Genomic DNA, 25265 nt, shown 5'->3' on the forward strand with positions numbered 1-25265 from the left:
ATAGCATTTCCCCCATCCTTTGAAAAGGCAATTTACTTAATTTCAGCCTTTGCTCCGACTTCTTCTAGTTTCTTTTTGATGGTTTCGGCTTCCTCTTTATTCACGCCTTCTTTGAGCACATGAGGAGTTTTTTCGGTGGCTTCTTTAGCTTCTTTCAAGCCTAATCCAGTGATCTCGCGCACTACCTTAATGACTTTAATTTTTTCCGCTCCAGTGTCAGCTAGCACCACGCTAAACTCTGTTTTTTCTTCCACCGCTTCAGCTACAGCTCCCCCTCCAGCTCCAGCCACCACGGTGGGTGCGGCACTCACGCCGAACTTCTCTTCAAACGCTTTCACAAGTTCAGAGAGCTCTAGCACACTCATATTGCCGATATGCTCTAAAAGTTCCTCTTTGCTGATCGCCATATTAATCCTTTATGCCTCTTCTTTTGATTTTTTCAAATTGTCCAAACCTGTAACAAAATAACGCGCAGGCGCGCTCCAAACCGATAACAACATTCCAATGAGCTCTTGCTTACTGGGCAGTTTAGAAATCGCTTCGATGTGTGCGCTATCCACAGCCCGTTTTTCATACAATCCAGCTTTGACGCGGAAATGCTCCTTATGCTCTTTAGCAAAACCCATGACCAATTTGGAGAGCGCGATTTGATCTGTGCCCCACACAAACAGATTGGTTTCTTTGAGCTCTAAGGGCTCCAGTTGAGCCCCTTTGAGTGCAAGAGCGGCTAAGGTGTTCTTGATTACCTGCACTTTAATGCCCTGCGTGCGCGCTTGGGAGCGTAACTGCTCTAAATGTTTTACACTCAAACCCTTATAATCGCACACTGCTAACGCTTCCATGTCGCTGAAGGCATTTTTCAGGGTGGCAACCAACTCTTTCTTCTGTTCTCTATGCATGCTTCCTCCTTTCCGACTTAACTTCCACAAGGCTACCCAAGAAGTAATTTAAACTTAAAGTCCTTGTTTCTCTAGTCTAAGATCAACTACTTGATATCCATCAATTCCTGAGAATTGAGTCGCACGCCTGGAGACATGCTCAGAGATACCACACTATTGCGGATGTATTTCCCCTTAGAGGTGCTGGGCTTGAGTTTATTGACCGCACGCACCAATTCCAGCATATTCTCTTTAATCTGTTCTACCGAAAAGCTCACCTTGCCTACGGGGGCATGCAGATTGCCCTTTTTGTCCACGCGAAAATTCACCTGTCCGCTTTTAGCATTGCTCACGGCCTTTTTCACATCCATAGTTACGGTGCCAGTTTTAGGATTAGGCATCAGACCCTTAGGACCCAAAATACGCCCTACCTTGCCCACAACGGCCATCATGTCTGGGGTGGCAATTACCATGTCAAAACTGGTATTGCCATTTTTGATCTCTTCAGCTAAATCCTCGCCCCCCACCACATCTGCACCTGCTTCTCTAGCTTCATCTAGTTTAATATCTTTTGCAAAGACGGCTACACGCACCTTTTTACCCGTGCCATGAGGCAAGACCACCGCGCCACGCACCATTTGATCGGCATGCCTAGGGTCTACACCTAGGCGCAGGGCCACCTCCACAGTTTCATCAAACTTTGCAGATGCCAAAGATTTCACTACACCCACACCCTCATCCAAATCATAGACCTTTTCTCTGTCAAACTTATCCGCTAATTTTTCTAAACGCTTTGCTAGTTTTGCCATGCCTATCCTTCTACTTCAATACCCATGCTCTTCGCACTGCCCATGACAATGCGCTTAGCAGCTTCTAGGTCCGTAGTGTTGAGATCCTCCATTTTGTTCTTAGCGATCTCCTCAACCTGCGCTAAAGAGAGCTTACCTACCTTATTTTTCAGAGGGTTATCCGCTCCCTTGGCCACCCCGCTAGCCTTTTTGATGAGATCGGTCATTGGAGGCTTTTTGGTGATAAAAGTAAAACTCTTGTCCTGATAAACCGTAATGATCACAGGGATATTAAAATTCCCCATGTCCTTGGTCTTCTCGTTAAAAGCCTTGCAAAACTCCATAATATTCACACCTCGCTGGCCCAAAGCAGGACCTACAGGAGGGGAAGGATTCGCCTTTCCTGCGGGGATCTGTAATTTAATTTCACCGACAACCTTCTTTGCCATGCGTTCTCCTTAAATAATTTTTTCCACTTGGGAATAGAGAATCTCAATGAGAGTATTGCGCCCAAAAATGGATACATTGAGTTTTAACTTACGATGTTGTACATCGTATTCCTCCACCGTAGCGGTGAAGTTAGCAAAAGGCCCTTCAATGATGCGTACCACTTCACCCTTCTCGTAGTAAATCTTGGGTTTAGGAGCTGCTCGGTGGGTCATTTTTTCCAGAATATTTCCAATGTCCGCATCGCTTAACGGGGTGGGTTTCTTACTCTCTCCAATGAAACGACTCACTCTAGGCAGGGATTGAATTTTATGCCATAGCACCGTGTCCAAATCCACCTTGATAAATACATAACCCGGATATAAGCTGCGCTCTGTAACCTTATTCTTACTCTTTTTGGAGAGTTCGATCACATCCTCGGTGGGCACGATGACTTCCTGCACCCGATCCCCGATGTTATTCTCGCGCACCATGTTCTCAATGGCTTTCTTAACCGCCTGTTCACTACCCGAATAGGTCTGAATTGCATACCATTCCATACTCACAAGTCCCCCTATAGAATGCTAGCGACAAAGGACGACAAAACAAAATCTATCAAAGCCAAAAACAAAGTGATGATACTCACCACAATCACCACAGATACAAGGGCATTGCGGATCTGCTCCTTGAGTGGGAAGATCACCTTTGATAGCTCTTCTTTTGTCAATCTATAATGGGATAACCACTTCTTCATTCTACCAACTTTCTCTTGCCACCATGGCAGGCCAGGAGGGACTCGAACCCCCAACAATCGGTTTTGGAGACCGGCGCTCTACCATTGGAGCTACTGACCTCTATCCCCCTCTCCTAGCGCCCTTAACTCTTGAGTTTTACCTCTTTATGTGTGGTGCGCCTATTTTCCCTAGGACAAAACTTCCTGAGCTCCAGTTTCTCTGTGTTTGTCTTGGCATTTTTGGTCGTGCTGTAATTAATCTCCGCACAATCTGCGCATTTCAAACCAACCTTAACTTTCATGCCAATATCCTATTCAAGGATTTTAGTCACTACACCCGCACCCACGGTCTTACCGCCCTCACGAATGGCAAATTTTGTGCCCACTTCCAAAGCAATGGAGCTAATGAGTTCTACCATAATTTTTGTATTATCCCCAGGCATGATCATTTCAGTGCCTTCAGGCAAAGTAATCGAACCGGTCACATCGGTGGTGCGCACATAGAATTGGGGGCGATAGCCATTGAAAAAGGGAGTATGGCGCCCACCTTCTTCTTTAGAGAGCACATACACTTCACCTTCAAACTTTTTATGAGGTGTGATGGAACCGGGTTTGCAGAGAACCATACCACGGAAGACTTCCTCTTTCTTTGTGCCTCGCAAGAGCACACCCACATTATCTCCTGCTTCACCCTTATCGAGTTCTTTGCGGAACATTTCCACACCGGTAACTGTGGTTTTTTGGGTGTCTTTAATCCCTACGATTTCCACTTCATCCCCGATTTTCACTACACCGCGTTCAATCCTACCAGTTACAACAGTGCCACGGCCAGCAATGGAGAACACATCTTCTACGGGCATTAAGAAGGCTTTTTCGGTGTCGCGCTCAGGAGTGGGTACATAGCCATCCACCTGCGCCATCAAATCTAGGACTTTTTGGCCCCATTCCCCGATATTACCAGATTTAGCCTCTTCGAGGGCCTTAAGAGCAGAACCAGCAATGATGGGAGTGTCATCTCCAGGGAAGTCGTAGGCGCTCAAAAGCTCACGCACTTCCATTTCTACCAATTCCAATAATTCTTGATCATCCACCATATCTTGCTTATTCAAGAACACTACGATATGGGGCACACCCACTTGGCGCGCGAGTAGAATGTGTTCTCGGGTTTGGGGCATGGGACCATCAGCGGCAGACACAACTAGAATTGCACCATCCATTTGGGCTGCACCGGTGATCATGTTTTTCACATAGTCGGCGTGGCCAGGGCAGTCGACATGCGCGTAGTGGCGATTTTCTGTGGAATATTCGATGTGGGAAGTGGCAATGGTAATGCCTCTTTCTTTTTCCTCGGGGGCGTTGTCAATATTGTCGTAATCTTTGAGCTCGGCTAAGCCCTTCAGAGATAGCACGGCGGAAATCGCTGCACTCAAAGTAGTCTTGCCATGGTCAACATGTCCGATAGTGCCCACATTGACATGGGGTTTGTTTCTTTCAAACTTTGCTTTTGCCATTTGCGCTCCTGATATTTAAATTTTTAAAACCTATTAGGGATAGCTACACTGGAGCCCATAAGCGGAATTGAACCGCCGACCTCTTCCTTACCAAGGAAGTGCTCTGCCCCTGAGCTATATGGGCACCCTGGAGCGGGAAACGGGACTCGAACCCGCGACCCTCAGCTTGGAAGGCTGATGCTCTAGCCAACTGAGCTATTCCCGCGCTGGTGGTGAGACGTGGATTCGAACCACGGAAGACGAAAGTCAGCAGATTTACAGTCTGCCCTCGTTGGCCACTTGAGTATCTCACCTACTCTGGAGCTGGCTAAGGGACTTGAACCCCCAACCTGCTGCTTACAAGGCAGCTGCTCTACCAATTGAGCTAAGCCAGCACTAACACAAATTTCGATTATAACATTTTCTCAACCAACTTGTCAAGAACAAGCGAGCTTTTCTAGCATGGAAAAGACGAACCGAGCACTAATTTGGGCCGCCTGCTCTAAAAAGCGATCAAAGTCCTGTGGGGCTTCTCCATTGGCGCTATCGCTCACACTACGTAATATACAAAAGGGCACGCCAAAATTCGCACAGACAAAACCCACACTTGCCCCCTCCATCTCCACCACATCTGCCCCAAAATCGCGCACAAGTTCTACTTTACGCTCTTTAGAACTCACAAATTGATCGCAGGTGGCCACCACTCCATTTTTAAGAGAGATATTTAAATCCTGCGCCACGCTTTGAGCTAGGGCATTTAATTTAGCATCGCTCTCTACAAAGAGCGCACTTTCAGGGATAAAGCCTATAGGATGTCCAAAGGCACATAGATTCACATCCGCTTGGCAGAGTTTGGTCGCTAATAAAAGATCATTGATTTGCAAATGAGGGGCAAGACCACCAGCTACTCCACTAAAGATCAAAGCTTGCACCCCATAGCGCAATAACATTGTGCTCGCCGTGGTGGCTGCATGCACTTTACCAATCTTGCTATAGGCTAGAACAATGCGCATGCCCTTAAAAGGGATCAAATAAAAGACATTGCCCCCTATATTTTCTTGCGTGTGTGCACCAAAGAGGGCTAAAAAAGGAGCAATCTCCTCTGGCATTGCACCCATTACACCAATGATTTTTTCCATGACGATCCTTTGATAAGTGCGTATTCTAACATGGTTTTTAAAATTCTGAGTGTTGTTTTCATTTTGTGCTACAATGGCATGATCAATGCAAAAGGGGTATTATGCAAGGCGTTTTAACAAGAGTGCAAGAGGCGATTGATGCCATTAAACAGGGATGTTTGATTATTCTAATGGACGATGAAGATCGCGAAAATGAGGGGGATTTGGTGATGGCGGGGGAATTTAGCAACCCAGATAAGATCAATTTCATGGCTAAACACGCGCGCGGACTCATCTGTGTTTCGCTCACTAAGGAGCTTGCGCACCGCTTTGATTTGCAACCTATGGTGTCTCACAATGACTCCAAACATGAAACAGCTTTCACGGTTTCTATAGATGCGCGCCAAGCTAAGACGGGGATTTCTGCCTATGAGCGATCTTTGACGATTGAATTGCTATGCGATGAAAAGACTAGCGCACAGGATTTTGTGCGCCCGGGGCATATTTTTCCCTTAGTGGCTAAAGATGAGGGGGTGTTGGTGCGCACAGGGCACACTGAGGCAAGCGTAGATTTATGCAAGTTGGCTGGATTAAAGCCGGTGAGTGTGATCTGTGAGATCATGAAAGAAGATGGCTCGATGGCACAAAGGGGGGACAAGTTTTTGCTAGACTTTGCCCAAGAACACAAGCTTAAAATTTTATATGTGTCGGATTTAGTGAGTTATCGCCTCCAAACCGAAAATCTCGTGCACTTGGTTTATAACGCGCCGGCGTGTTTTATGGATTATCATTGCACTTACATTAAACTCTTGGATCATCTCCAGCGCGAACACCATGTCTATCAATTTGGTAACCCGGTTGTGCCTTTGGTGCGCTTCCATGTGGTGCAAAACGATCACGCTCTCTTGAGTCAGCCCGAGCAGTATAATTTTTTCCTAAAGGCCCTACAGATACTACATGCCCAAGGGGGTTACCTCGTCTTCATTGATCCACAGGCTAAGACGGACACCATGAAAAGCTTTGGAGTGGGGGCACTGATTTTAAAGAGTTTAGGGATTGGGGATTTCAAACTCATCACCACTCAGGACAATCCCGAATACACGGCTTTGAAGGGCTTTGGTTTAAATCTGCTAGAGACTTTGCAGCCTTAGTATTTGCAAACTTTCTAGTCCTTGTTGTGCTTTAAGTCCTCTAGGAAACCACAAGCACTCTTTGAACCCATATTGCAAGCCTTTTGGTAGTATTGGCGCGCTTTTTTCTCGTTATGCTCGACACCTCTGCCACTTCGATACAAGCGTGCTAATCCATAATACGCGTCAGCACTCCCCATGTTTGCTGCCTTTTTGTAGTATTGTTTGGCTTTAGCGTAATCTTTGGGGATGCCTTCATCACCCTCATACATCAATCCCGCATCGAGATAGCCTGCTGCATATCCCATGTCGCCTGCTTTTTTGTAATATTGCAGGGCTTTTGCATAATCTGGCTTCACAGCGCATTCGAATCTATCGCAATCGCCACCCGACTCATATAGATAGCCTAGGCTAAAATAAGCCTCTGCATCTCCTAAATCCCTCGCCTTTTTGTAATAGAACAACGCTTGCGAATAATCACTAAAACCACTATCATAGTCGCTATACAGATCCCCCAAACCAATATAACCCTTGACACTCCCTAAATCCGCTGCTTTTTGAAAGTATGCGAAAGCCTTGTCATAATCTTTGCGATGATAAGCCTTATTAGCTATAGAGAGGTATTGTTTAATTTGTTGGGCTTTTGTTTGGTTGTCATGGGCAAAAAGACTTGCTACACAACACAGACTAATGAAGGCTATTTTAAGGATGTGTTTAGCGGTGCGTGTCATCTCTCTCTTTTTTAGGATAATCTAAGCCTTGCGCGCGATTAAGAGTCCAAAATTTACCCATTTGAAGAGCACTTCTACATGCTTAAAGCCGGCTTGCTCCAAAAGGGCGGTGTTTTCTTGCAAACTATAGGGCACTAGCACATTTTCTAGGGCTTCGCGTTTGAAACTAATTTCGTTGAGCGTGTATCCCTGAGCCTGCTTGTAGAGATAATAAAGCTCGATCATTTGTTTATCTAAGATTCGATCCAAGCTCATCATTTTCTCTGCCACTACCAAAACCCCCCCGGGCTTTAGGGCGTGGAAAATACGCCCTATCAAGGCTTGGCGTTGCAAGGGTCTAATAAATTGCAAGGTATAGAGCAGGGCAATAGCTCCTGCATTTTCCAAAGAGGTGTGTAAAATGTCCTCACAGCGCCAGGAAACATTGGCAAGCTTCAGTTTTTCCTGCGCCTTGGCGAGCATGCTCGGAGCGTTATCCACACCCACTAGGGGAGCATCAGAGGAGAGCAGAGCGCTTAAATTAGTTAGAAAGTTGCCCGTAGAGCAACCCAAATCATAAACCACACCCTCCAAATCTTGAGCTATAAAGTGGCTAGCAAGTTTTAGGGTTTCATGGTAGTAGGGGATAGAGCGAGCAAGCATGTCATCAAACATGCCCGCCACTTGGTTGTCAAATTCAAAACGCTTGGGCAGGGGAGTGCAAAAGAGAGTATCTTTCAAAGTTGGGCTAGCCCAAAAACGGGCGAACTGGGGCTCGCATAGGCTTTTTTAGGAATGCGTCCGGCTAAATAACTCTGCCGCCCAGCCATTACGGCAAATTTCATGCTCGTCGCCATCAAGACGGGGTCTTTGGCAAGTGCAATAGCGGAGTTAGTAAGCACCCCATCCGCTCCTAACTCCATTGCAATGCTTGCATCCGAAGCACAGCCTACACCTGCATCTACGATCACGGGCACACCGACGGCCTCTTTGATGAAACCGATATTATAGCGGTTTTGAATGCCTAGCCCGCTCCCAATAGGGGAAGCTAAGGGCATCACTGCGCTTGCACCCGCATCTTCTAGTTTTTTAGCCATGATGGGATCATCATTGGTGTAAGCCAGTACGCAGAAACCCTCCTTAGCCAAGACTTCACAGGCTTGCAGAGTTTCTAGTACATCCGGATAAAGCGTTCGATCATCCCCGATGATTTCCAGCTTGATAAAATCAATCCCTGTAGCCTCCTTGACAAGCCTAAAAAGAGCAATCGCTTCCTGTGCGGTGCGACACCCTGCTGAGTTGGGTAGGAAACTAATGTCCGTGCCTTTAAAGGTGTCTAGCAGGTTTTCGCTACTAGGATCGGTGATATTCACGCGACGCACCGCCACGGTGATCATCTCTGCTCCGCTGGCGAGTGTCGCCTCTTTAGTGGTGACAAAGTCCCTATACTTGCCACTACCCACGATGAGGCGAGAGTGAAAGACCTTTGTGCCAATAGTCAGGGTATCTGTCATTAGGCTTTCTTATGCACGATCTCGTTAATGTAGTGATCTACAGAGCCTAGACCCTCTTTCTTTGCCCATTCGTAGCATTTAGACACGAATTCCCAGTTGATATGAGGGTAGAATTTCTCCAAATACGCAGGACGAGCATTTTTGTGATCAATATAGTAGGCGTGTTCCCATACATCCACAGTCAAAATGGGGATTTTGTGATCGGTAACTGGAGTTTGGGCATTACTGGTTTGCACGATCTCGATTTTTTGGGTTTTGGGATTGTAGACCGCCCAGTTCCAGCCCGAACCAAAAAGGGTTGTTGCGCTTTTTAGAAAAGCTTCTTTAAAACCATCAAGAGAGCCGTAATCGTGCTCGAGTGCGCTTTTGAGCTCCTCACTCATTTGAGTGGCTTTGGGGCTTAGGCAGTCCCAATAGAAATCATGGTTGTAAATCTGGGCGGCGTTGTTAAAAACCCCTCCGCTGGATTTGGTTAGAATAGTAAACAAACAACTATCCTTAAACTCGCTATCTTGGATCAAGTTATTCAGATTGTTGACATAGGCTTGGTGGTGTTTGCCATGGTGGAAGTCAAAAGCGGTAGGGCTTAAGAAATCCCCCATGCTGTCTTTGCTATAAGGCAGCTGACGTAAAGTGAACATAGTGTCTCCTTCAAATTAAATTAGGAGCCCATTATAACACTAGATTCTCAACAAGGGACTAATATCGCGTCTAAGAGACGCGCACTCTGTTCGGGAAACTCCAAGATAGGGGTTTTTAAAGCGGTGTTGAGGTAGTCAATATAGGGTTTGCAGATTTGGGTATAGGCGCGCTTATCACGCACATTAATGAGCATGTGATGGGAAATTTTGTGTGTATTGAGATACTCTTGATTCAAGAGGAGATCGTTGAGCATGCCTAGACGATCGGCATTAATAATCAAAGGCCTCATTTTGAGGAATGTACAGAGATCGACAATTTTGTTTTTATGATCCAAAGGGGTTAGTAACCCTCCAACCCCCTCTACAATGAGCAAATCGCATCGTTCTTGCAGCGCATCGAGCTTCCTTTTAATCTCTTTGAAATCTATAGTGATGTGGGGTTCAAAACGCATGGCCACAAAGGGGCTTGCTCCCAAAACATACCGATAAAAACTGATATCTTCCAAGTTTAGATGCGCTTCAACTTGCAGGTTCTCTTGGAAAAACAATTCTGCATCGCTCGTCTGCTCTGTTGTATTGATGCCAGTTTCAATGGGTTTGGCTAGTAAGGTTTTGATTCCGCGCGCCTTACATAAACGGGCAATTTCCAAGGAAAGCGTGGTCTTGCCCACACCCGTGTTAGTAGCACTCACAAAAATGGGAGCATACATTGAAAATTCCTTCAAATATTTTGGCGGTAGCTTAGGCTCATTTCTCTTATATTGGCTTTAAAAATGCTACAGAAGTTACCACTCGCGCCATAAGGCTAGCACCAACATAGCTGTGCTAATATTCGTGCAATCAAGGGGTAATACCCTTGGGGTTGGGGCATCAACCTTTGGAATAGGGAATGTAAGACTCCAAACGGAGCTGTCCCGCTTGAAGCCGCGATCTCCACTAAAGCTAGAATCCCCTAACTTTAGTTATGGGAGAGTATGTCAACACGCGTGCCGTAAACCTCTGGGTTTAGTCATGGATGCATAAGGTGCTTTGTTGGCATTTTATGCTATAATGGCCTTCGCAGAGTTGGGGCATCAGCTCTTGGAGGAGAAGTCGCAGTGTCCGCTAGTGGGCAGGCTTTGATGATCCTGGGATCCCCTGGCTTTAGTGATGGGGATTATGTCAAAAAGGTGGCGTATGTTAAGGGTGCTTTTTGGGATCAGCGACACGCATGAGTGTAGGGCTGGGTTGGACGCAGCTCTCAAACTTTTCAAGAAACTTAGGGATGTGCATTTTACCCTTGTGCATGTGAGTCCAGAGGTGCTCATTTACCCAGAGAGCGGAATTATGAATTACAGCCAAACTGAGGTCATTGCCCATGAGCAGTCCAACCATCTCTTAGAAGAGTTCACGGAGTTATTTGCACAGGAGGGTATTGCATGCGAAGGGTTGCTCAAGGTGGGCAATCCTGTAGATGTGATTTTAGAAATGGCTCCAAGCTTCGATCTCTTGGTGATTGGGGCGAGTGAATCCTCAGCCTTTTATAAAATTTTCGGCTCACATCAAAATAGTTTTATCGACAATTCGCCAGTCCCCGTCTTAGTCGCGAAATGAATCTCCAAAGGTAGGTAATGCCCTCTATCACTATCAGATTGCACCGTGTCCTCAATGCCTCCGTGGCATTGGCATCTAAATTATCCCATCGTTTTACTACCATCGAGCATGTCTTCTTGGTAATGCTCAATGATAAGGAGATTCAGGGGTTTTTACGACAACTAGATGTGGATATTTTAGATGCCAGGCAGATGATCCAAAACTATCTTGTCGAAAATGTGCCTATCTATGGCAGTATGGAAGAGCGCAAACGCCCCAAGCATGATCAGGAATTGCTAGATTTATTCCACGCATTGGAAGATTATGTCCAGGACACGCATTATAAAATTATCGATGTGCAGGATTTTCTCTTCATTATGCTGCAAGAGAATAAAAGCTATAGCGCGCGCGTGCTACATTCTTTCCAAGTTGATAGTCTCAAAATCCTTGAACATCCTCCTCTTTCTTTTTCTAAGGAGAAGGTTTCTGCTCTACAGAAGTTTGCGCGCAATCTCAACGAGTTGGCCCGCCAAAACTCCATCGATCCGATCTCACACCGCGATGCAGAACTCCAAAAAGTCATCGAAGTGTTAGGACGGCGCAAGAAAAATAATCCCCTTTTGGTGGGTGAGCCAGGTGTGGGTAAGACTGCCATCGCCGAGGGGTTGGCCCTTAAGATCGTCCAAAAAGAGGTGCCTTCATTTTTATTGGCACGCACAATTTATGCTTTAGACTTGAGCGCAATGGTAGCTGGGAGCAAATACAGGGGTGAATTTGAAAAACGGCTGAAAAAGACCCTTAAGGAGTTACAAAAAGACAAGGGGAGTATTCTCTTCATTGATGAGATTCACACCGTGTTAGGAGCGGGAGCGTCGAGTACAGGTGCGCTGGATGGGGCCAATATTCTCAAGCCTATGCTGGCTGATGGAAGTTTAAGTTGCATCGGCGCGACAACTTTTGAAGAATTTAGATCTGTCCTGGAGAAAGACAAGGCTTTCTGCCGTCGTTTTAGCAAAATCGACATTTTAGAACCTTCCAAGCAGGATTGCTATGCAATTTTGGATAGTTTATCTAGCCACTACGAACGCCACCACCATGTACACTATAGCAAGGAGGCGCTCAAGGCCTGCGTAGATCTATCGGTGCACTATCTTCATGAGAATTTTCTTCCTGATAAAGCAATCGATCTGATGGATATGGCTGGTTCGTTCAAAAAAATTTATGCCCCTGGAACACATCCCCCTACGATCTCCAAACACGACATTGAAAATGTGCTCTCCTCTAAGATCGATATTCCCAAAGCGCATATTAGTTTAGAGAAAAGAAATCAGCTCAAGGGACTTGAAGAGAAGCTAAAAAAAGAGATAGTTGCCCAAGATCAGGCGATTGAACGCTTAGTCGAAGCGATTAAAATCCACGCTTCTGGTCTGGTTGGAGAGCAGAAGCCCATTGGCAGCTTTCTTTTTGTAGGTCCTAGTGGGGTAGGCAAGACGGAGTTAGCTAAGGTTTTGGCTAAACACATGCATTTACACCTGGAACGCTTTGACATGAGCGAATACAAAGAACCCCACAGTATTTCTAAGCTCATTGGTGCGCCTTCTGGCTATGTGGGCTTTGAACAGGGTGGACTTTTGGTCAATGCGGTTCGCAAACATCCCCACTGCGTGCTTTTGCTCGATGAAATTGAAAAAGCTCATCCCAATGTCTACGACTTGCTTTTGCAAATCACGGATAATGCCACGCTCACAGATAATAATGGACGCAAAAGCGACTTTAAGCATACCATCCTCATTCTAACCTCCAATGCGGGGAGCAATGCGCTAGGACGCGTAGGCTTTTTGGACGATCACGCACATAAATACCACCAGGCTCTTAAAGATTTATTGAGCACTGAACTGCGCTCCAGATTGGACGCGATCTTGAGTTTCAATCCCCTCACTTTGGAAAATTTGGAGCGTATCGCTTACAAAGAGTGTCAAAAACTCGAAGAACTTCTGGCGCCTAGAAACATCACTCTAAGTTTGGAAAAGAATGCGAGTACGCATTTGGCTTCTTTGTGCTTCAAAGATCCGCTAGGTGCGCGCGTGATGGCTAAGCTGGTGCATGACCATATTAAAGTCAAACTCAGCGATGCGATTCTCTTTGGTGGGCTTAAGGAAGGGGGGAGTGTGAGAGTGGTGCTCAAAAATCAGGAACTCAAGGTGCTGTGTAAACAAAAAAGCCACACCAAGCCCCCTAAAAAGATGAGAAATACTTAAGGAATATAGATGTCTCCCTCTGTTGAAGTGCTATATACAAAAATTCACCGCGCAGTGGTGACAGATGCCAATCTGCACTACCAGGGCTCCATTACCATTGGCAAGGATTTGATGCAAGCAGCTAAGTTGTATCCGTGGATGAAAGTAGATGTGGTTAATATCAACAATGGCGCGCGTTTTAGCACCTATGCCATTGTGGGTGAAGATGGACGCGAAATTTGCGTCAATGGAGCAGCAAGCCGTTTGGTGCAAATTGGAGATCAGGTTATCATTTTAGCTTATATGCAACTCAGTTTGGAACATGTTAGCACCCACCAACCTCATGTTGTTTTGCTCGGAGATGATAATACGATCTTAGAGAAAGGAAAGCCATGCTAGATTTAGGCCAGTTGGGTGGACTCTTATCCCAGCTTCAAGAGCAGTTCAAGGAAGTAGAAGCCAAGCAAAAGACGGCGCAGTTTAGTGCCAAAAGTGGTGGGGGACTTGTTAAGGTCTGTATCAATGGTGCGGGTGAACTCTTGGATATTCAGATTGACGATAGCCTTTTAGAAGACAAGGAAGCCTTGCAAATCTACCTAATGAGTGCGCTCAACGAGGCATACAAACAAGTAGAGGAAGGACGCAAGAACTCCGCCTTTGGCATGCTGGGCGGTTTGAATCCCTTTGGAAAATAGGCACTGTTTTGAATTTGAGCGGGCGTTCTTTGGCGGTTCTGCTATGTTGTATACCCTTGAATGCCTATGATTTTTCTCAATGTGTCCAATACCATCGCTTGGCCACCCATGGCATGAGTGTGTCGCTTCTTTGGCATGATAAACAAGTTGCCTTTTTGCGCTCTGCCACTCCGCCTAAGGGGGTTAAAATCCTCAAACGCGATCCTTTCATTGGTTTTTATCTGATCCAAGCCCCTAAAACTCGCTTTGCCTATAATCTCCTAGACATTGATGCTCAGGCCTATAAGCGTGCCTTAGCAGGAATTCACGCGCGTGCGCAGACGGGTTCTATTGTGGAACGCCAAGGGGGTTTTTTGGACTTTGCGCGTTTCTCTGCCCCTTTGGGGGTAGGTGGCGTGGTGAGCAATATTTGCTACCAAATTTATGGTGTAGGAGTGGGCAAGTATGAATTTGTCGAAACAAAATACCTCAAACGCTTCTTGGCCCAAAAAAGTGCTTACTATGGCGATATTGGGGTGCGGATGCGCTCAGGGAGTGCTGTGGTGCAAAGCGTAGATCCTTTCTTTCCACATAATCCCTTTTTAGAGGGCGATGTGATCTTGAAAGTCAATAACCAGCCTGTGCATAATGCCCGCGATATAGAGTGGGTGGTGAGCAATCTAGCCTATCAAAGCCACGCGCGCATTACTCTCAAAAGACGCAATCTCACTAAAGAGGTCGTGGTCAAGGTAGGTAAGCTCTATGGAGGGTTTTTATTGCCCGACACTTTTTTGGAACGCTTTGGGATAACCCTCGATCATAATCTGGTGATCACCAAGGCTACGCGTCTTGCCCCCCCTTTAGACACACTCCAAGTGGGCGATCGCTTGCTCTGGATCAATAAAAGGCCCATTGTGAGTGGGGGGCAATCCCCGCGTGTTGCCTTGCAAAGAGCATTGAGTGCAGCGTTCATGCAGGGGCGGATTGAAATGTTGATCTTAAGGAATGGTTTTGAATTCTATGTGCGCCTCTGAGAGTGCCCTAGACTTTTATGCACAGGTCTGTGCAGATTTTAAGCTATACGTGTCCCGTGCTAACCCTCCTATAAAAACTTTTCATCCCTTTTTCGAAAAAGCTTTTTGGGAAATGCTTTTAAACGGGGGCAAGCGCTTTAGGCCCAAACTCTTTCTAGCAGTGATCTGCGCCTTTGAAACAGACATAAAAGCGGTGCACGCGTGTTTCCCCATCGCTCTGGCCTTAGAAGTGCTGCATACTTATTCTCTCATCCACGATGATCTGCCCTGTATGGATAATGCCGATGAGCGTCGTCATCACCCCACTTTACACAAAACCTATGGCGAAGCTATGGCAACTTTAGTGGGCGATGGCCTCAACACTTATGCTTTCGAGCTTTTGGCTAGTGCACCCCTCTCAGATTGCCTAAAAATCTCCCTCATCGCCACTTTGGCACAATGTGGCGGCATAGCGGGCATGGTCCTGGGTCAAGCCCTGGACTGCCATTTTGAGCACCAACAACTTGATCGCGCTCAATTAGAAACGCTACACACACTAAAAACGGGTAAGTTGATTGCCGCCAGTCTGAAAATGGGCGCGTTGGTGGTGTGCGATCGCACGGACTCCCATTTACCACAACAACTCTTTGATTTTGGACTCACCTTGGGGTTATTTTTTCAAGTGCGTGATGACATTATCGATGCCACACAAAGCCCTCAAGAATCAGGTAAGAGCACTCATTTGGACACTTTTAAGAATAATTATGTCAACCTACTTGGCTTGTCCAAAGCCCAAGAATATTTGCAAGAACTTCAGGCAGATTTATTGCAAATGCTTGCAGGTTTTCCACATCATCTACCACTTTATCTGCAGACTCTGCTCAAGGAACTCGCATGAAACCTCATATCTTGCTCACCAATGATGATGGCTACGAAGCTAGAGGACTACTCGCTCTCAGAGATGCGCTCAGCAGCATTGCTGATGTAATGGTGGTTGCCCCCAAGAATGAAAAATCAGCCTGTGGACATGGGATTACTATCAGCGTGCCTCTGCGCATTGAAGAAATCGACAAAGGCTATTTCCGTGTAGATGATGGTACGCCCAGTGATTGTGTCTGTTTAGCCGTTTCGATGAATCAACGCCCCTTTGATTTGATGATCTCGGGCATTAATCATGGTTCTAACATGGGTGAAGATGTGCTCTATTCGGGCACAGTAGCAGGCGCGATTGAAGGTACTTTGCATAAAATTCCCTCTATTGCCATTTCCCAAAGCATTCAAGATCGCACAAAGTTCGCCCAACATGATTTTAGTGCAGCGACTCAGATTGCCTTGCGTTTAGTGCAGCAATATCTCAAACATGGTTTTCCCTTTGCCCCGCATGCGCGTAAATTTCTCAATGTCAATATTCCTCAAAGCGTGCCTAAGGGGATCAAGATTACCCAAAAAGGCGTGCGCCTTTATAGCAACAATGTCCATCTTAAAACAGATCCCAAAGGCAGACAATATTGCTGGTTGGGTTTAAATCCTCTCAAGTGGGAAGAGCGGGAGGGGGTTTTAAGTGATTTTGAAGCCATCGCCCATGGCTATGTTTCCATCACCCCCATCACCCTCAACATGACTAGTTACACAGATTTGCAAATTCTCCAAGAGTGGATGTAATGCCCAAACTTTGTAGTAGAATGGGGAGATGAAAATGATCGTGTGGATGCGTCGGGCTTTTTTGGTTTTATTGGTTCCCTTGATCTTTGTGCTCACAGGGTGTCATCGCTTGAATATGGGCTATTTCTCTGAAGTGCGCGGAGACTATGCCTTCAACTACAATGCGCCCATTGTGGTGGTGCATGATAAAGAAGATATGGTCAGCTCTTACTACCTACAATTCATTATCTATGAGTTACAACAACTGGGTTTTTATAATGTTTTTAAACCGCAAGATTACCCCATCTCTCAGGCTAAAAATACCATTTATATTCAGGTTGTGCGCAATATCATGGCCCAGCCGGTTTATAATTATGACTACACATTAATTGAGCGCGCCAAACGGCATCGCTGTTACTGGCATGAGGGGCAGTTTTATTGCGCTAGGGTACCTACCAATTACTATGCTATCACTGGGTTTTCTGCCTCTAGTGCAATGTTAGCGGGCTCGCATTTTATTTTGGACTGGTGGGACAATACCTTGAACAAACGCGTGCTCTACATCGATGGCAGTGTGAGTGGTAAAACTTGCGGCTACAATCGACTTTATGAAGACCTCATTGGCAACACTATCCGACGCATTGACTTCACGCGCTCGGAACATTACCGCTACTACGATCGCCTCCCCATTTACATGCCATGTTATAAGCGCTAACCCATGCAAATTAGAAGAACTTTCCACTTTTGTGCCAGCCACATTGTGCGCAACTGCACCTCTAAGCGGTGCGCGACTAGCATCCACGGCCACAACTACCAAGTCGAGGTTTTTATAGAGGCGCATCGCCTAGATCATGCCGGGATGGTCCTAGATTTTGGTTTATTTAAAAACGAGATTGCGAGTTTTATCGATGCCTTTGACCATGCCCACCATTTCTGGGATCGCGAGTCTGCAGAATTTCAAAAGTGTATCACCTCTACATGTACGCGCTATGTCAAGCTAGGTTTCAACCCCAGCGCAGAAGGGTATGCCCTGATGTTTCATTTGTTTTTAGATGCCATTGTATGCGCCACAGAGTTTCATAATGGCGAAGCTCCCTTGAGTGTGAGTTCTGTGCGCGTGCATGAAACCAATTACGGCTACGCCCAGAGTTTCAAAGCAGACTTACAAAATCCGCATTTAATGCGCCATATCTCTTTGGAGAGCGTGCATTTCTCTGCGGGCATCCTAGAAGAGATGCGCGATCCGACCCTCTTAGATAAACTCAAACTCTATTATAATCTGCGCGCTTGCGCGTTGATCCCCCCCAAAAAACCCTTTTTAGCTCCCCCACCCCTCTCCCAAATACACTGATGAAAACACTCCCGCTTGTAGAGGTCTTTTATAGTCTCCAGGGGGAAGGCTCTTGTGTAGGACAACCCAGCGTGTTTATCCGCTTGGGAGGGTGTAATTTTAAATGCGTAGGCTTTGGAGTGCAGAGTCGCATTGAGGGTAAGGAAGTCCTAGGCTGTGATAGCGCGTATGCCGTGCGCCCTAATGCTCAATGGCAGTATTTAAACAACCCCCAAGAATTATTAGCCAAACTCCCCCCCTTCAACCCCGATCGCTTGCCCTTAATTGTGCTTACAGGGGGTGAGCCCAGTTTACATTTTAAAAACCCTATTTTACTTGAAGCCTTGGAGGTGTTAGGCGAGCGTGGGCATGAAATTTGGGCAGAGAGCAATGGAAGCATGTTTTTTGACTTTAACCCACCCTTAGATTCGTTGCACTTTACCCTAAGTCCTAAACTCTCCTTTAGTGGTGAAACAACCCCCCTAAAACCCTTACAGAACATCATCGATCACGCCTTAGAAGTGGTGTTTAAATTTGTGCTGCATTGCCCCACAGATATAGATGAGGTGCAAGCCTTATTAAAGAATTTGTGCTTTAAAACCCCTCCCTTGGTCTATCTCATGCCTTTAGCCACAGACATGCAAACTCTCCAAGAGGGTTTAGAGAACTTGGCGAGTGTGTGTTTGGAGCATGGTTACTCTTTGGGGCAGAGGCTACACATCCAACTTTGGGGTAATGAGGCAGGGCGTTGATGTTAGAGGTATTTAGGGCGCACATTGAGGCGATCAGTAAAGAGGATGGTAAACATCAATTTAGCCTAGATAGTGTGCTAGAGATGGGCGATGGGGTGCGCGCTTTAGAGCTGTTGCACCAAGCCATTACAGCACAAAGGCAGATCATCATCGGAGGGGACTATGATTGCGATGGAATGTGCGGGAGCGCGCTTGTCCTTTACTTCTTCAAAGAAGTGCTAGATTACCCACACATTCACTCTATCATCCCTCGTCGCAACACCGACAGCTACGGGATGAGTGTGGAACTCTTGGAGAGCTACGCCACCCAAAAACGCCTTGTAGGCACGCATTACAACGCACAGGGACAAGAAATGGGCGGGCACGCCCTAGAGTTTAAAGATAGCCTATTTATCACTATTGACAATGGCGCAACCATCCCCGATGATGTGTGTGCTTTTTTGCACGCCCATAATACGCCCTTGATCTTAAGCGATCACCACGAATTTTTAGAGGGGCGTATCCCTGCCTGCGATGCTTGTGTGCACCCCCTTTTGAGCGACTCTCACCCTTTTAAGGGCATTAGCGGGGCATGTGTGGGCTATTTGCTTCTGCTAGCTTATGCCAAACACTATGGGGTAAAGATGCGCTTGGATCAGTTGCACTACATGCAGGTGTTAGCCGGTCTTAGCACGATTGGGGACATGATGGATTTAAGCCAACCCTATAACCGCCAACTTGTCCAGCGCATGGATTGCACCCTAAAGACCCAAATGCCCCACTCCCTAAAAGCCCTTTACCTTGCCAAAAAATACCCCACTCCCTATAAACTCAGCACACTGGCATGGGATATTATCCCGCTCATCAACGCCGTGGGGCGACTCGATGGCATTAAGGGCTTTTGCCATTGCAATTTGGTCGTGGACTTGCTCGCTACTAAAGAGGCTAACCCCCTTTATGCTGTGCTCTTAGTGCAAGCCAACCAACAGCGCAAAGAATACATCCAGGCGATCAAAGAGAGTTTAAAACCCGTGCAACAGGGCACACTTGTGCATGTAGGCGGAGTCATCGCGCGTGGATTGATGGGCTTAATCGCTAACCAATTATTAGAACAGCATGCCACTGGTATGAGCTTATGTTGGCGCTATGAAGGGGAAAGCATTGAGGCTTCCTTGCGCGCTAAAGACCTAGATTTGATCGCTCTTTTGGGGTATTGGCAAAGCTGTGGGGTGAGTGTGGTAGGAGGCGGGCACAAGTGCGCTTGTGGCGTGGTGTTTAACACCCAAAGCGATTTTCAAAACGCCCTGTTTCACTTGGGAAGATACCATGCTCTTTGAAGTCGATCGCATCGCTACTTTGCATTCCCAAGAATTTTTGGAATTGCTTAAAAAGGGAGAGCCCTATGGTGTGGGCAATGAAATCCCGCGGTTTGCCGTGTGTGCGCGTCTGAAGGATTGTGCTTACATGGGGCGCGCCCTGGAACATGCGCGTTTCATTCTCGAAGATGATAGCGGGGTTCTCAAGGTTCTATGGTGGTTTCACAAACTTCCACGCTTGCAAGAAGGAGATTTGGTGCGCGTGGTGGGCACTTACGACCATATCGATCGCAAATTATTCTGCTTAGAACTCCAAGCCGTATCTACGCTCTGACACAGAGTCGAAGCTGCAATAACCAATGCGTTTAGAGAATAGTGATCGTCAAACTAAAATACGCATTTTGTGTTATAATGCCGGACCAGTAGGTCAAGTGGTGGCGGGTTTAGCGCTTCTTGAGCGTGACGATTCCGCATGGTTGAGCAGGGATGTCGGTTCTGTGTTGATTGGGTTTATAGGTTCATGGTAACACTAATACGAGGGATTTGATGGAATTACATTTAGCCAAACAGAGCAAAAAACACAGTAGCAAAAGTGTAAAGGTGCGTTTGGAGGATCTATTGCACAAGTATAGTCATGGCGAACGCATGTTCTATTTTGCGCCCAGCAATGCACACAAGGATATGCTCGCAGCAGTGGCATCATTGGAAAAACAAGGTTACAGGGCGTATTTATCTGAAGTAAGGATCAGCGCAGACGACAAAGATTTTATCTACTCCCTGCACATTATCTAAGGAGCACAATGACCCCCCAAAGAACACTCTACATTGAAACAATGGGTTGCGCGATGAATAGTCGCGACAGCGAGCATCTCTCTAGTGAATTAGCGAAGGTGGGCTATGAAGAGATTGATGATCCTAGGCAAGCTGACTTGATCTTGCTCAATACATGCAGTGTGCGTGAAAAGCCCGAGCGGAAGTTATTTTCTGAGATTGGGCATTTTGCTAAGATCAAAAAAGCAGGGGCTAAGATCGGTGTGTGTGGATGTAGCGCGAGCCACATGGGAGCTAGTATTTTACAAAAAGCCCCCAGTGTGGATTTTGTGTTAGGGGCACGCAATATCTCCAAGATCACCCAGATCATCCACCAACCCAAAGCCGTTGAGGTGGCCCTCGATCACGATGATAGCCACTACCTTTTTGAGAGCACGCAGAGTGCGCTTAAGGCCTTTATCAATGTGTCCATTGGGTGCGATAAGCATTGCACCTATTGTATCGTGCCCCATACACGGGGTAAAGAGATTTCCATTCCCTTGGACCTCATCTTACAAGAAGCACGCCGTTGTGTGGAGCGGGGTGTGAAAGAGATTATTCTCTTAGGGCAAAATGTCAATAACTATGGTGCGCGTTTTTCACACACGCACCCTAAGGTAGATTTTAGTGCGTTATTGCGCGCTCTATGTGAAATTGATGGTTTAGCGCGAATCCGCTTCACCTCCCCACACCCCCTGCACATGGACGATGCCTTTTTAGAGTGCTTTGCACACCACTCTAAGGTGTGTAAGGGTATTCATATCCCCTTACAGAGTGGTTCAAATGTAATCTTAAGAGCAATGAAGCGGGGATATACCAGAGAGTGGTATTTAAACCGCATAGAGAAATTGCGCGCGCTTGTGCCTGAAGTGGGCATTGGTACAGACATTATTGTAGGCTTTCCTGGAGAGAGTGAGGCAGATTTTCAAGACACCTTAGACATGGTGCAACAAGTGCAATTTGATACCCTCTATAGCTTTATCTATTCCCCTCGCCCCTTAACTCCAGCCGCACACTTAGCCGACCAAGTACCCAGCGCAGTGGCCAAGGAGCGTTTAAATGTTTTACAGCGCACCCATCAAGAGCTTTTGGTTCAAAAGGCTAAAAACGAATTAGGGAGAGTCTATGAGGTCTTGGTGGAGAATATTGCAGAGGGCAGAGCACAAGGCAGGAGCGATCAGGGTCGCTTACTAAGCTTTGAGGCACAGGGGGTTGGCGTGGGCGATCTGGTGACGGTGCAGGTGATTGCGCATCACAAGGGGAGTTTGCAAGCCCAACGCTTAGGGGCTTAGTTTGTGCTAAAGCGTTTACGCAATGGGATAGTTTTAAAAGCATTGCCCGTACTCCTCTATTGGGTTTTGCGACTCTTATTTAAAACATGTAAAAACCGCTTCTATTTGGCACATAGCTTGAAAAGCACCCCCTTTATCGCAAGTTTTTGGCATGGGGAGATTGCGATGCTGCCCTTTGCCTACTTGCGCTTAAAACAAGGAAATGGTCTCTATGTGATCGCTAGTCAGCATTTTGATGGCTCCTTAGCAGCTAGGCTTTATGAATGTTTTGGATTCCGTGCCATCCGTGGTTCAAGTAAAAGGGGGGGAGTTAGGGTGTTGGTGGAGGGAATCAAGCTTTTAAAAGCAGGGGCAGATGTGGGCCTAACTCCAGATGGTCCTAGAGGGCCTTACCATAGTGTGGCAGATGGCGTGGTGGCGCTGGCACAAAAAACTGGCGTGGGGGTGGTGGTGTGCCGCGTGATCTGTAAAAATGCTTTCACTTTCAACACATGGGATCGCTTCCAACTGCCCAAACCCTTTTCAGAAGTGCACTATCACATGCGTGAGCCCTTTTTCATCCCTAAAGACATGGAATTAGAACAGGCTAGGGCACTTGTGGCAGCTCGTATGGGAGAGTGTGGTTGATGTGGCGGGCGTTTAAAGCGATCTTCTATGACACGATTAAGGAATGGTTTTTTTCTGATGTCTTTATCTGTTTCAATTTAGATCGCGAAATGTTAGCAGGGCGCGTAGAACATTTCAAGCGAGGTAAAACCTTGGAGGTCGTCAATAGAATATATGCGGTTAAGAATGGAGTCATTCCCATCAAAGCCCTTAAAGACGCGCAAGATTTTACACGCATTTACCCTTTTTCTTATCTATGCGGTATGGCCAAGAGTTTGGATCAAGGTGTATGTAAAAAGGAATACTTAGAGCACTACGCTCCAGTGCCCAAGAAGGAGTTAGTTGTTTTAGAGGTCGATCAATACTATTTTTTTATTCCCAAGAAATCCTTAAAAGAAGACATTCAAGCCTTTGAAAACACTCTCTTCAAGGCGGACTATATTTTTTCACCTTTCTTGCTCATGTATGGCTATATCCGCTCTATCCTAGCAGAAGAAGCCACTCTCTATGCGATGTTAGAATATTCTAGGCTTTCTGTACTCATCACCCATCACAAGCGAATCTGCCATAGTAAATGCTATCTTTTAAAGATTCCAGAGGTATTAAGTGCTCCCACCCAAGAACCACAAGGGGATTACGAACAAGAAGAAGCGCTTTTGAAATCTCTTTTGAGCTCTATGGAAGCGGATTTAACGCACATGGATGCGGCAACACAAGGACTTCAAGACAAATCTGGATTGGATTCAGAAATTTCGCCAGAAGTGCAAGAGATGCATGCGATGTTAGAAGAGGATTTAGCATGCGTGCCCGACATTGTTGAATGTTTGCAAGAGAGTCTTAAAATGGTCTACACGCATCCTATGCATCCCTTGGAGGATTTTGTAGAAAAAGTGTGTATTCTCAACACCTATCAAGTTGGTCCGCGTATGTTAGCAAAATTACAAGAGGGGTTAATGCTAGATGTCTCCTGCATGCCTATTTCTGTGGTTGAGCAACTGAGCATTTTTGCTCGACGAGAACAGGATGACCATGCGCTTTAGTTACAGTAAACCTCATGGCAAGCACATGGTTAGACCCCATACAAAGATTTGGGTGTTTTATATGCTATTGGCCGTGGGTTTAAGTGTGCTGATGGCGCGTTTTTTGGATCGAGAAATAGTGGCGTCCAGTCATCAAAGTGAGATTGCCCTGATCGAAAGCAGTATTTATGGGCATGTGAGTGAGCGCCTAAAGGATAGACGCAAAGAAATAGAGAAAAAAGTTGAGGAAACAGCGCACAGAGCAGTGTACACTACCAATATTAGGGATGCTATCAAGGGTATCTTGGAGATCATTCCCGATTCTATCACGATTCAATCTATTACGATCGACTATTCCAGTTTGGTAGTCAAAGGAGTTGTGCCCTCCAAGGAGGCATTTCAACTATCTCTCCAACAGCGACTCAATTCTATCTTTGAAAATAGTCAGGTAGCGTTTTACCCCATGGGAAATGGATGGCTTCGATTTGTTTCGCATAATTCTTCTACAATGCCCTTTATTGATAAAGGCAATGAATGAAAGAAGGGATACCAGAAACAAAGCAGGGAAGTCGCCTTAAGGGTAATCTTGCTTTTGAGAGGCTTGTAAGAAACTCGCTGTTCACGCTGATTTTCATTATTGTGGCTGTTATTTCTGTGCGGCTTTTAATATGGGGAAATCTGGAAAAATTTCGTAGTCAACATGGTGATGAGGTCCAAAAACGCTTGATTGTGGCGCATAAACAGGAAATCTTCTTTGAAGCCTTCAAGGAGTACAAAGCTTTTAAGCAGGCTAGTGCCCCTAAACTTGCTCACCCAAATTACAAAGACAGCGTGAATACACTTAATCAACTCCTTGGGCGGCATTTTAGCAAGATTCAAATACAGGCTAGCACCGAAGAAAAACATTCTCAGGATGAGATCATGCATGAAATCTTCCATGTCAAGGCACATGCTAGTTCTCTGCGCGAACTTTACGCATTTTTGGACGGAATGCGTCAAATCAGCGCCTACACGCAGATGGCCCTCCCCATTAATATTGCCAAAGAAGCCCATGGGCTTGCTTTGGATTTTAGGATTCACATTGAATACAAACTCACAGAATTTTGAATTTAACCCTAATGCATGCGCTACTTGCGGCGCGCGTTGTTGTATGGGCACGGGTTATGTTTTTGTCAGTCTTGCTGAGATTGAAGAAATAGCAGGTTTTTTAGCGATGTCTTTAGAGCAATTCGGTATGCGCTATCTTAGGCGTGTGGGGAATGCCTATAGCCTGCTGGAGCAGAATATAGCGCCTAAACCATGTGTGTTCTTAGACATGGAGAGCAAACGCTGCCGTATTTACCCCGTGCGTCCTAAGCAATGTCGCACCTATCCCTTTTGGAAAAACCACCCAAACATGCAAGAACCTGCACAGGAATGTCCGGGAGTGGTTCTAAAAACCTAGAGGTCTATGGCATATGGTAGAACTTCCCATTTAAAGATAGAAAATGTATTTTAAACATGATATAACCCTATGTGGGTGTTGGACGTGGTTCTTGCAGTAAGAGAGCAGAGCTGGAGGGCAAAACGATGGTTTTTGGGAGTTTGCGAAAGCTT

The 25265-nt window shown here is 46.2% G+C and carries 34 protein-coding genes and 5 tRNA genes; 20 read left to right on the top strand and 19 right to left on the bottom strand.

Annotated elements, in window-relative coordinates; genetic code table 11:
• Nucleotides 1-32: 32 nt before the first annotated feature.
• From rplL to KCO92_RS02075, 14 genes are all read right to left on the bottom strand, one after another.
• Nucleotides 33-407 carry a 50S ribosomal protein L7/L12 gene (gene rplL, locus KCO92_RS02010; RefSeq protein WP_104696024.1) on the bottom strand — a complete coding sequence of 125 codons (375 nt, stop codon included), beginning with the start codon at nt 405-407 and terminating at the stop codon, nt 33-35.
• A gap of 9 nt (nt 408-416) precedes the next feature.
• Nucleotides 417-899, bottom strand: coding sequence for a 50S ribosomal protein L10 (gene rplJ / locus KCO92_RS02015; protein ID WP_104696023.1), 483 nt, complete (start codon nt 897-899; stop codon nt 417-419).
• 86 nt (nt 900-985) lie between these two features.
• A complete protein-coding gene (rplA, locus tag KCO92_RS02020) occupies nt 986-1687 on the bottom strand; it encodes a 50S ribosomal protein L1 (RefSeq protein ID WP_104696022.1) in 702 nt (233 codons plus the stop codon).
• Between the two features lie 2 nt (nt 1688-1689).
• Nucleotides 1690-2115 carry a 50S ribosomal protein L11 gene (rplK, locus tag KCO92_RS02025; protein WP_104696021.1) on the bottom strand — a complete coding sequence of 142 codons (426 nt, stop codon included), beginning with the start codon at nt 2113-2115 and terminating at the stop codon, nt 1690-1692.
• A gap of 9 nt (nt 2116-2124) precedes the next feature.
• The gene (gene nusG / locus KCO92_RS02030; protein WP_104696058.1) at nt 2125-2652 is read right to left on the bottom strand and encodes a transcription termination/antitermination protein NusG; all 528 of its coding nucleotides are present in this window, start codon (nt 2650-2652) and stop codon (nt 2125-2127) included.
• Between the two features lie 14 nt (nt 2653-2666).
• Nucleotides 2667-2846, bottom strand: coding sequence for a preprotein translocase subunit SecE (gene secE / locus KCO92_RS02035; RefSeq protein WP_104696020.1), 180 nt, complete (start codon nt 2844-2846; stop codon nt 2667-2669).
• A gap of 24 nt (nt 2847-2870) precedes the next feature.
• Nucleotides 2871-2946 (bottom strand) — tRNA-Trp (locus tag KCO92_RS02040).
• A 22-nt stretch (nt 2947-2968) separates the two neighbouring features.
• The gene (rpmG, locus tag KCO92_RS02045) at nt 2969-3127 is read right to left on the bottom strand and encodes a 50S ribosomal protein L33 (protein WP_104696019.1); all 159 of its coding nucleotides are present in this window, start codon (nt 3125-3127) and stop codon (nt 2969-2971) included.
• 9 nt (nt 3128-3136) lie between these two features.
• On the bottom strand, nt 3137-4336 hold the full coding sequence (gene tuf / locus KCO92_RS02050) for an elongation factor Tu (RefSeq protein ID WP_104696018.1): 1200 nt from the start codon (nt 4334-4336) through the stop codon (nt 3137-3139).
• A 49-nt stretch (nt 4337-4385) separates the two neighbouring features.
• Nucleotides 4386-4460 (bottom strand) — tRNA-Thr (locus KCO92_RS02055).
• Between the two features lie 4 nt (nt 4461-4464).
• Nucleotides 4465-4541 (bottom strand) — tRNA-Gly (locus KCO92_RS02060).
• A gap of 2 nt (nt 4542-4543) precedes the next feature.
• Nucleotides 4544-4629: transfer RNA gene (locus tag KCO92_RS02065), tRNA-Tyr, on the bottom strand.
• 5 nt (nt 4630-4634) lie between these two features.
• A tRNA-Thr gene (locus tag KCO92_RS02070) sits at nt 4635-4710 on the bottom strand.
• A 42-nt stretch (nt 4711-4752) separates the two neighbouring features.
• Entirely contained in the window at nt 4753-5454 is a 702-nt protein-coding gene (locus KCO92_RS02075) for a 5'-methylthioadenosine/adenosylhomocysteine nucleosidase (protein WP_104696017.1), read from the bottom strand.
• A gap of 101 nt (nt 5455-5555) precedes the next feature.
• Between KCO92_RS02075 and KCO92_RS02080 the strand changes: the two genes are divergently transcribed.
• Nucleotides 5556-6584 (top strand): bifunctional 3,4-dihydroxy-2-butanone 4-phosphate synthase/GTP cyclohydrolase II, encoded by a 1029-nt coding sequence (locus KCO92_RS02080; protein WP_104696016.1) that lies wholly within the window; start codon nt 5556-5558, stop codon nt 6582-6584.
• A gap of 14 nt (nt 6585-6598) precedes the next feature.
• On the opposite strand, the gene KCO92_RS02085 is transcribed toward KCO92_RS02080, so the two are convergent.
• From KCO92_RS02085 to bioD, 5 genes are read right to left on the bottom strand one after another with little or no spacing between them, the layout of a single operon-like run.
• Nucleotides 6599-7294: a tetratricopeptide repeat protein gene (locus KCO92_RS02085; protein WP_104696015.1), complete on the bottom strand. Its 696-nt coding sequence runs from the start codon at nt 7292-7294 to the stop codon at nt 6599-6601.
• Nucleotides 7295-7315: 21 nt separating this feature from the next.
• The gene (gene cmoA / locus KCO92_RS02090; protein WP_104696014.1) at nt 7316-8014 is read right to left on the bottom strand and encodes a carboxy-S-adenosyl-L-methionine synthase CmoA; all 699 of its coding nucleotides are present in this window, start codon (nt 8012-8014) and stop codon (nt 7316-7318) included.
• A complete protein-coding gene (locus KCO92_RS02095; RefSeq protein WP_104696013.1) occupies nt 8011-8787 on the bottom strand; it encodes a thiazole synthase in 777 nt (258 codons plus the stop codon). Before KCO92_RS02095 ends, cmoA begins: the two co-directional genes overlap by 4 nt.
• Nucleotides 8787-9428, bottom strand: coding sequence for a superoxide dismutase [Fe] (sodB, locus tag KCO92_RS02100; RefSeq protein ID WP_104696012.1), 642 nt, complete (start codon nt 9426-9428; stop codon nt 8787-8789). Before sodB ends, KCO92_RS02095 begins: the two co-directional genes overlap by 1 nt.
• A 47-nt stretch (nt 9429-9475) precedes the next feature.
• Entirely contained in the window at nt 9476-10138 is a 663-nt protein-coding gene (bioD, locus tag KCO92_RS02105; RefSeq protein ID WP_104696011.1) for a dethiobiotin synthase, read from the bottom strand.
• A gap of 466 nt (nt 10139-10604) precedes the next feature.
• Here bioD and KCO92_RS02110 point away from each other — a divergent pair, with 466 nt between their 5' ends.
• The 19 genes from KCO92_RS02110 to KCO92_RS02200 all read left to right on the top strand — a co-directional run bounded on the left by KCO92_RS02110 (nt 10605) and on the right by KCO92_RS02200 (nt 25113).
• Complete coding sequence (locus KCO92_RS02110) at nt 10605-11021, top strand: universal stress protein (protein ID WP_104696010.1); 417 nt, start codon at nt 10605-10607, stop codon at nt 11019-11021.
• Nucleotides 11022-11038: 17 nt separating this feature from the next.
• Nucleotides 11039-13258: an AAA family ATPase gene (locus KCO92_RS02115; RefSeq protein ID WP_104696009.1), complete on the top strand. Its 2220-nt coding sequence runs from the start codon at nt 11039-11041 to the stop codon at nt 13256-13258.
• 9 nt (nt 13259-13267) lie between these two features.
• Nucleotides 13268-13636: an aspartate 1-decarboxylase gene (gene panD / locus KCO92_RS02120; RefSeq protein ID WP_104696008.1), complete on the top strand. Its 369-nt coding sequence runs from the start codon at nt 13268-13270 to the stop codon at nt 13634-13636.
• Nucleotides 13630-13932: a YbaB/EbfC family nucleoid-associated protein gene (locus tag KCO92_RS02125; protein ID WP_104696007.1), complete on the top strand. Its 303-nt coding sequence runs from the start codon at nt 13630-13632 to the stop codon at nt 13930-13932. The genes panD and KCO92_RS02125 overlap by 7 nt, the downstream gene beginning before the upstream one ends.
• An 8-nt stretch (nt 13933-13940) precedes the next feature.
• Nucleotides 13941-14945 carry a PDZ domain-containing protein gene (locus KCO92_RS02130; protein ID WP_233710505.1) on the top strand — a complete coding sequence of 335 codons (1005 nt, stop codon included), beginning with the start codon at nt 13941-13943 and terminating at the stop codon, nt 14943-14945.
• On the top strand, nt 14932-15822 hold the full coding sequence (locus tag KCO92_RS02135; protein WP_104696056.1) for a polyprenyl synthetase family protein: 891 nt from the start codon (nt 14932-14934) through the stop codon (nt 15820-15822). Before KCO92_RS02130 ends, KCO92_RS02135 begins: the two co-directional genes overlap by 14 nt.
• On the top strand, nt 15819-16586 hold the full coding sequence (gene surE / locus KCO92_RS02140) for a 5'/3'-nucleotidase SurE (RefSeq protein ID WP_104696006.1): 768 nt from the start codon (nt 15819-15821) through the stop codon (nt 16584-16586). Before KCO92_RS02135 ends, surE begins: the two co-directional genes overlap by 4 nt.
• 34 nt (nt 16587-16620) lie before the next feature.
• On the top strand, nt 16621-17280 hold the full coding sequence (locus tag KCO92_RS02145) for a hypothetical protein (RefSeq protein WP_104696055.1): 660 nt from the start codon (nt 16621-16623) through the stop codon (nt 17278-17280).
• 3 nt (nt 17281-17283) lie between these two features.
• Entirely contained in the window at nt 17284-17916 is a 633-nt protein-coding gene (locus tag KCO92_RS02150; protein ID WP_104696005.1) for a 6-pyruvoyl trahydropterin synthase family protein, read from the top strand.
• Nucleotides 17916-18647: a 7-carboxy-7-deazaguanine synthase QueE gene (locus KCO92_RS02155; protein ID WP_104696004.1), complete on the top strand. Its 732-nt coding sequence runs from the start codon at nt 17916-17918 to the stop codon at nt 18645-18647. The genes KCO92_RS02150 and KCO92_RS02155 overlap by 1 nt, the downstream gene beginning before the upstream one ends.
• Nucleotides 18647-19963, top strand: a complete 1317-nt coding sequence (locus tag KCO92_RS02160) for a DHH family phosphoesterase (RefSeq protein WP_199766196.1) — start codon at nt 18647-18649, stop codon at nt 19961-19963. The genes KCO92_RS02155 and KCO92_RS02160 overlap by 1 nt, the downstream gene beginning before the upstream one ends.
• Complete coding sequence (locus tag KCO92_RS02165) at nt 19953-20276, top strand: hypothetical protein (protein WP_104696003.1); 324 nt, start codon at nt 19953-19955, stop codon at nt 20274-20276. The genes KCO92_RS02160 and KCO92_RS02165 overlap by 11 nt, the downstream gene beginning before the upstream one ends.
• A 212-nt stretch (nt 20277-20488) precedes the next feature.
• Entirely contained in the window at nt 20489-20734 is a 246-nt protein-coding gene (locus KCO92_RS02170) for an HP0268 family nuclease (RefSeq protein WP_104696002.1), read from the top strand.
• A gap of 8 nt (nt 20735-20742) precedes the next feature.
• Nucleotides 20743-22044, top strand: a complete 1302-nt coding sequence (gene miaB / locus KCO92_RS02175; protein WP_104696001.1) for a tRNA (N6-isopentenyl adenosine(37)-C2)-methylthiotransferase MiaB — start codon at nt 20743-20745, stop codon at nt 22042-22044.
• A gap of 3 nt (nt 22045-22047) precedes the next feature.
• On the top strand, nt 22048-22671 hold the full coding sequence (locus tag KCO92_RS02180) for a lysophospholipid acyltransferase family protein (protein ID WP_104696000.1): 624 nt from the start codon (nt 22048-22050) through the stop codon (nt 22669-22671).
• Nucleotides 22671-23690 carry a hypothetical protein gene (locus tag KCO92_RS02185; protein WP_104695999.1) on the top strand — a complete coding sequence of 340 codons (1020 nt, stop codon included), beginning with the start codon at nt 22671-22673 and terminating at the stop codon, nt 23688-23690. The genes KCO92_RS02180 and KCO92_RS02185 overlap by 1 nt, the downstream gene beginning before the upstream one ends.
• A complete protein-coding gene (locus KCO92_RS02190; protein WP_104695998.1) occupies nt 23680-24207 on the top strand; it encodes a hypothetical protein in 528 nt (175 codons plus the stop codon). The genes KCO92_RS02185 and KCO92_RS02190 overlap by 11 nt, the downstream gene beginning before the upstream one ends.
• Nucleotides 24204-24776, top strand: a complete 573-nt coding sequence (locus tag KCO92_RS02195) for a hypothetical protein (RefSeq protein WP_104695997.1) — start codon at nt 24204-24206, stop codon at nt 24774-24776. Before KCO92_RS02190 ends, KCO92_RS02195 begins: the two co-directional genes overlap by 4 nt.
• Nucleotides 24751-25113, top strand: a complete 363-nt coding sequence (locus KCO92_RS02200) for a YkgJ family cysteine cluster protein (protein WP_267892251.1) — start codon at nt 24751-24753, stop codon at nt 25111-25113. The genes KCO92_RS02195 and KCO92_RS02200 overlap by 26 nt, the downstream gene beginning before the upstream one ends.
• Nucleotides 25114-25265 lie beyond the last annotated feature (152 nt).

It is taken from the genome of Helicobacter salomonis (assembly GCF_017979425.1).
Taxonomy (GTDB): domain Bacteria; phylum Campylobacterota; class Campylobacteria; order Campylobacterales; family Helicobacteraceae; genus Helicobacter; species Helicobacter salomonis.